Genomic DNA, 6,032 nt, shown 5'->3' with positions numbered 1-6,032 from the left:
CTAATTATAAGCAATATATGAATGACAAAGGAGAGGCGCGTCAAGATAAACTAATTGTTATTTATTGCAGCAAAGATGGGATTGGTGAAAGTGGAACTCGTTTTTTGCAAAATATTAGCAAACAGATTAAGGAAGAAAATCGTGCAAATTATTATGTTCTTTTGATAGGTTCCGATCCAAACAGCGCTGCATATAAGGGGTGGGCGTTGGAATGTAAACTTCGTCACTTCAAGTGTAGGGCTTTACCCCGTACCGAGAATACAGAGAATATCTCAGGTACTGAGATATTAATGCGTGGCTTACGTGATGCCGAATTTTCTATGGCGACTGGTTCCTATTCGATATTGGAAGCAAGATATCTGGGTATTGATCATTGCGTTTACTTAAGCCCGCCACACATGAGGCAATTGGGTAATATGTTAGAACAAGCATCCATAGAGAGCATAAAGCATGCATTTGAGCAGGGGCGAAGAGCATTAGACGAATTATGTCAGTTACCCTTTCCAGAGTATAAAGGAAACCTCTTTAACAGCGACTTAGCCTGGAATAAAGGCGATTCGTCGGAATGGATAGCATGTTGGGAAAAATATCTTGAGGAAGCTCAGCAGCAAGATGATTCTTCTAATAGAGAAATAATTAGTTATAAACCGTAAGCAATTAGCTTAGAAAGTAACGGCTGTGTTTAATAAAAAATCGATATATTTTGAGACTACATCGCAAAGCATGCTAGAATGAACAAATATAAATAATAATATCTATTGAACTGCAGCTTGTTAGCAATGATAGATAAACAAGGATTATTAAAGGAGTATAAATATGCGTTTTTTTTATCAGGAAAAGTTACCTTCTGCTGGAGCAAAGAGCAATCCTTTGTTTACTGCAGTAAGTACATATATGAAATCTATAGATATGGGCGACTATAATCCTATGCTTCCTGCTGCTAACTGGTCTTCCGAAGATGAATCAATCTGCATTTTGCAACTATTAAAAAATGCATCACAACATTTCGAAGAAATAGATTTTCCTGAAGATCCTGCTGTTTCTTATGAGCTGGAAAATTGCGTCCCTCAGATTGCGCATCTATTGGCATCATTGACGATTCTTAAAGAATGTTTTCTAGTGGCTCCTCCTGAACGATTAGAAAAATTAGAAAAAATGGGGGTGTTGGCTCAGGTTAAAGCGGGTATGCCTGGTCCAAGTATGGTTTATATCGACGCACTTTTAGACCCTGCATCTATGTATGATGATATTTCAAAAATCACGTTACTGACTGGAATAATAGCCGATCTTAAAGATAAGGGGGATAAATTCGGTGCTCTTAATTATGTGCTTCTCTCGGTCGCGCTTATTAAGTGGAATTCACTAATAGATAAGCTTAAATACCATGATAGAGTGCTTTTTTCAGATGATAAAAGAACTAACAATACGCTCCAAGCAAAAATTCTTCTAAAGAGCAATTCGGCAAATATGACGTTTATTGATCAGTGCATTCTAACAGTTTGGGAAAAATTAGAGCTCAAGGTTGGATTAGAAGACGCCATTAGTTTAATGGATAGATCAAGACCAAAGATATCCAGCTCAAAGGAAAATCGTGGCTGTTAAAATCCTTTAATTTGCATATATGAGCCAAGAAGAGTACGGGGCGACGTTTTATCAGAGTATTGGTAATTAACGGCGCTCTCATCTTTGATATCGTCTAGTCCATTCTGTAAATCAGCAGGTTGCGGCCGCTTGTTTCACAAAGAACACGGATAAGGTATCTTAAATTCGATACTAAACTTGTTTTTAATTTGCCTGTATTTAATCCGTATAACCGGCCATGATTCTTGCTCTTTAGGCTGGGTAATTTTTTATCAACAAGTGCATCGTTAATTTTATCAATTAACTTAAAGTTATTAGCCACAATTGCTTTATTAATCACCTCTATTGGAGAGTGCTTATGAACCTCATAGGCAATCAATCTTGGTTTCCTTTTTTCTGAGCTTAGATAGGTATTTTTCTATGTAATACAGTGAATCACTGTGTAATCCTTTAGGACGCACTTGAATGTATCTAGTGATTGAGCTTTAGTGATAGTTTGTCCCGGTATGTCCTTCTCAGAGTTGTATTATTTTATTCATAGCGAAAGAATAAAAAACGCAACCAAACTGTTGATATTGAATCATGTGTGTACTATGGTTACAGATTTTTGTACAAAAATGAATCAGAATGCAAGTGGAAATTGATAAATTACCACTATCAAGTGATCTTAGTGTTACCGTCGAGAAAAATACAGTCTTTGCACGTATGAATTCACAGCCAAGACCATGTTTTACATCAATCTTGCTGGAGAATTTAGCAACGCTACATGAACACATGTTCCACCGCCTAGAGCGTGAGCCGTTGTATTTCATTTTATGCTCAGATATTCCGAATACCTTTAATTTAGGAGGAGATCTCGATTATTTTTATCATTGCATAATGGAACGAGATTCTGATCTTTTGCTACGTTATGGGGTGCAGTGCATCGACTTAATACATCAGAACCTTATTGCCTTTCGACATAATGTTGTCCCAATTGCTTTGGTTGAAGGGGACGCATTGGGCGGGGGATTTGAATGTGCTTTATCTTGCGATGTTATCATTGCTGAAGAACAATCAATGTTTGGCACACCAGAAATAAAATTTAATTTATTTCCAGGCATGGGAGCTTTTCATTTACTTAAGGAAAAAACTAATCTGGCTATTACGCGTGAGATCTTAACGAGTGGTCATATATTTACTGCCCAAGAGATGTTGCAACGTGGAATTGTAGATTACGTAGTGCCTAAAGGCGAGGGTAAGGCTTTCTTGGAACAATTAATCCATAAACATATGCGTTCATTTCATGGTTTACATGCCATCAGAGAAATCGAGCACATTAATAGCCGCTATAGTTATGATGATTTATTAGTGGCAGTGAATATTTGGGTCAATAAAGCACTTTCAATCGACCAAATGAGCCTTGGGCTAATAAGAAAATTAGTCCATGCTCAATCTGTTAAATATGCTGATGATGTTTAGAGATATTTTCATCCGGCGCTCTATTAATCTCATAATTGGGATCGCTTTCCAGGTACAAGCGAGTCGCTACTTCGTTTCCCAGAATTCACTATGTGGCGCTGGTGAAATTTTTAAATGGACTCTGATGTACAGGTTGATCTATCACTGACTCTTTGTCCGCTTTTCCTGTGAAGTTATATTGCTCTGAATTATCAATGACTGAAATTATTTTCTGTGAAAATTTTTGACTTGCGTAGATTTGATCGTTAGGGCAGTGCTTTACGCCATTGTCAGGAAGATAACGTAATAGAGTATTTATTTTGTCTACAGTACCTTCTACAGTAAAAATCCAATAAGTCCCTGGCCTAAGATTAGCTTTATTATTTGTTCTAGCAAATAATTTAAGCTTATGTTTGCAACTATCATATGCATCTTCTTTAATAATTTTTTCTATAAATACTTGTGCTTCCTTAAACGAACTATAAGCATGAAGCATATAGGAATAGTCATTGATATTTTCTTTCCCATTAATGATTTTTTGAATAAATTTTGTCTCAATTCTATTATGCATATCATAAAATCCTACATAGCAATTTTGAGGCTTTTTGGTTTGTTCACTTTTCGGTGGTGGAGGAAAAAGACTTAAACTGGATGAGCATGATTTTTTTGCCCCAAATTGTTCTTTTAGAGATATTAACTTATTTTGTTCTATGGCCTGTAAATAACTTTCTATTCCCTCGGTTAATGTTGTATGTAGCGACGAGGAGTTTTCAACGGCGTGTTCGGAGAACATTATCCGGCAGCCATCGGGATCGCTGGTTAATAAAAGAGGGACTGTTGTTCTTAATTTTTCTACACTAACCGTATAATGAATATTACTTAAATTACAAAAAGTTATGCGTCCTTGATGCATTTGCAACACTTTAGCGAAAGCACTGCATTCATTCTCATCTGAAATATTCAATTTAATTTGAAGCAGAGGTAAAGCAAGAAGAGCATGTTTGCACTGCATAAAGGTATAGGCGTTATTTAAAAAAAAGTACTCGCCTAAAGATTCTTTCTGTACTGTGTGACTTGAATGAAAACATCCACCAATAGATTCTCCGGAAATTAAATTTTTGAACATAGTACTACTACATTGAGTTTGGGTACCATCGAAGTTAATAGGTCTGTTTTTAAGTGGATGATTTTCAGTATATAGATTCAAAAATTCAGCGGGTGTTTTTGTTTTTAACATGCAATCAATCATATGGCGATTATGTATGGCAATACGAGGTTCAATGTCTGTCATAAGCACTAAATCACAAATACCAGCTAGATGGGGTAAGAACGATAAAATATTAGATTCTCCAACTAAGAGGCCCACTCGTATTTGATTGGAGGTGTTCACTTCAATATTTTTTAAAGCTTTGATGACGTTCCTATAACGCAGTTCATTAGAGACTAAATAGAGACGGGAAGAAATACTGTCTTCTTCTGCACATGTATTCAAGGGGAACTGTTCGCTAAGGACTGTTGTTAAGTTATCATCTTTTAATGGAACTTCTATACGATCGAGCACATTACTTCCTTTTTAAAATTATTCAGTGCCAAATAGGATTATAATCGGGGTATCCCTAAATATCAGCATGCTAAGATGCCGAATATGCTAGATATTATGATTTTATTTGTGAATACATTATTTTTGAAATTGATTTATTCCAAAATAGAAAGTTTTAATATTAATTAAGAATTAAAAAACGGTATTGAACTTAAAATATCAAATAACTTATTTCACACATTCCAATGTTGAATAAAAAAATCATTTGCTTTTTTAGTGTATTTTAATTTCATAATGAGAAAGATATACTTTTGTTCCAAAATAAGTCAAAATGAGCTTGAATTTGATTTTATTGTTGGAAATATAATGCGATTTACTCTTGTCCATAAAGGAAAAGTTGTCAGCTCTCCTCTGCTTGAAGCGGAACAGGATGGTAAGTGGGTATTATTAAGTGATAATCCCAAAGGACTTATTTCTTGTGGGCAATATAATTGTTATGCGTTAATTGTTAAATGCGGGCATCAAGTTGCTATGGCTCATGTTTCTACTGCAGATGATACCTGCGAATTTTTGAATGACATGATTGGTGGTGTCTCGGCGAGAGACCACAGGGATGTATCTGTTTATCTTGCACGAAGCTTTACTGGTTATACTTCTTCTCAAGAAGAGGATATTCAGGACTGTCAGCGTCTAAATATTCCTTTTGAAGAGGACGATGCCGAAACCTATTTTAAAGCTATGGATGAGGAATATACTCAACTATTTAAAAAGGATTTTGACTCAATTACTCCTACATTCTTAACTATGCCACATGATTTTTTGGTCATTGATGCTCATGGCGATATCAAATTATATGAGGAATATAGCGTTCATGAGATAAGCTATTTAAAATATAAAAAGGTTGCTTCATCTCCGTTATCTACCTCTTTAAGTAATGCGTTGTCACCTCAGGTTTTTTTTAACTCTTTTCCATCATCTGGTTTATTGTCAGGTGTTGCTATACAAGCCAGTCATGCGCCTAATAAAGTTACTGAGGAGGAGCAAGAAACGTCCCTTAAACGCGAGTTTTGCAGTTAGCGTTCATGAGCTAAAGCATTAAGAATTTGCTCGGTTAATGAATAAAGAGTTTTTAAAAATGAGCTGTGCTCATATTCCTATAGAGTCCTTATGTTTGTTATACTCCAAAATTGGCTATTAAGTCATAATTGGACGAAAGGAGTATTGTGTATGGATAGAGTTAAAGCATTAGAGTCCAGTTTATTTTTATTGGTTTGTATATTTTCAGTAGGCGCAAAAGCCGTTAATGCCGCTGACTTAGCTTCGTTAATAGTCAATACTAAAAGTTCTAACATGGGGGGGTGTTCTCCATCAATACAAAACTGTTCCATACGTGTCACACCAATGGATTGTTTAACCCCGCAAGGTTCGGTGTCAATTACGAATAATTCACGAATTAACGCGAAAAATATTA

Annotated in this window: 7 protein-coding genes; 4 read left to right on the top strand and 3 right to left on the bottom strand. The window is 35.7% G+C overall.

Translation table 11 applies throughout. From position 1 onward, the window contains the following. On the top strand, window positions 1-653 hold a 653-nt coding region (locus LDG_RS03960; protein ID WP_233491417.1), incomplete at its 5' end, for a hypothetical protein. Between the two features lie 163 nt (window positions 654-816). Continuing rightward, entirely contained in the window at window positions 817-1,602 is a 786-nt protein-coding gene (locus LDG_RS03955; protein WP_006869860.1) for a hypothetical protein, read from the top strand. 94 nt (window positions 1,603-1,696) lie between these two features. Here the strand turns inward: LDG_RS03955 and LDG_RS03950 are convergent, their stop codons facing one another. Next, window positions 1,697-1,960 (bottom strand): hypothetical protein, encoded by a 264-nt coding sequence (locus tag LDG_RS03950; protein WP_006869859.1) that lies wholly within the window; start codon window positions 1,958-1,960, stop codon window positions 1,697-1,699. 248 nt (window positions 1,961-2,208) lie between these two features. On the opposite strand from LDG_RS03950, the gene LDG_RS03945 reads away from it, so the two are divergent. Beyond that, window positions 2,209-3,042 (top strand): crotonase/enoyl-CoA hydratase family protein, encoded by an 834-nt coding sequence (locus LDG_RS03945; protein ID WP_040534433.1) that lies wholly within the window; start codon window positions 2,209-2,211, stop codon window positions 3,040-3,042. A gap of 88 nt (window positions 3,043-3,130) precedes the next feature. Here the strand turns inward: LDG_RS03945 and LDG_RS03940 are convergent, their stop codons facing one another. Beyond that, window positions 3,131-4,582 carry a hypothetical protein gene (locus LDG_RS03940; RefSeq protein ID WP_006869857.1) on the bottom strand — a complete coding sequence of 484 codons (1,452 nt, stop codon included), beginning with the start codon at window positions 4,580-4,582 and terminating at the stop codon, window positions 3,131-3,133. 345 nt (window positions 4,583-4,927) lie between these two features. Here LDG_RS03940 and LDG_RS03935 point away from each other — a divergent pair, with 345 nt between their 5' ends. Next, window positions 4,928-5,638 carry a hypothetical protein gene (locus LDG_RS03935; protein WP_006869856.1) on the top strand — a complete coding sequence of 237 codons (711 nt, stop codon included), beginning with the start codon at window positions 4,928-4,930 and terminating at the stop codon, window positions 5,636-5,638. A gap of 122 nt (window positions 5,639-5,760) precedes the next feature. Here the strand turns inward: LDG_RS03935 and LDG_RS19530 are convergent. Continuing rightward, window positions 5,761-6,032 (bottom strand): hypothetical protein (locus LDG_RS19530; RefSeq protein WP_040534432.1); only part of this gene is annotated, 272 nt, incomplete at its 5' end.

The sequence above is a fragment of the Legionella drancourtii LLAP12 genome (genome assembly GCF_000162755.2).
In the GTDB taxonomy this organism is placed as follows: Bacteria; Pseudomonadota; Gammaproteobacteria; order Legionellales; family Legionellaceae; genus Legionella; species Legionella drancourtii.
This window is presented reverse-complemented; position numbering and strand designations above follow the sequence as displayed.

Coding starts and splice junctions, on each gene's coding strand:
- LDG_RS03955 (WP_006869860.1), top strand. CDS start 817: ATGCGTTTTTTTTATCAGGAAAAGTTACCTTCTGCTGGAGCAAAGAGC.
- LDG_RS03945 (WP_040534433.1), top strand. CDS start 2,209: ATGCAAGTGGAAATTGATAAATTACCACTATCAAGTGATCTTAGTGTT.
- LDG_RS03935 (WP_006869856.1), top strand. CDS start 4,928: ATGCGATTTACTCTTGTCCATAAAGGAAAAGTTGTCAGCTCTCCTCTG.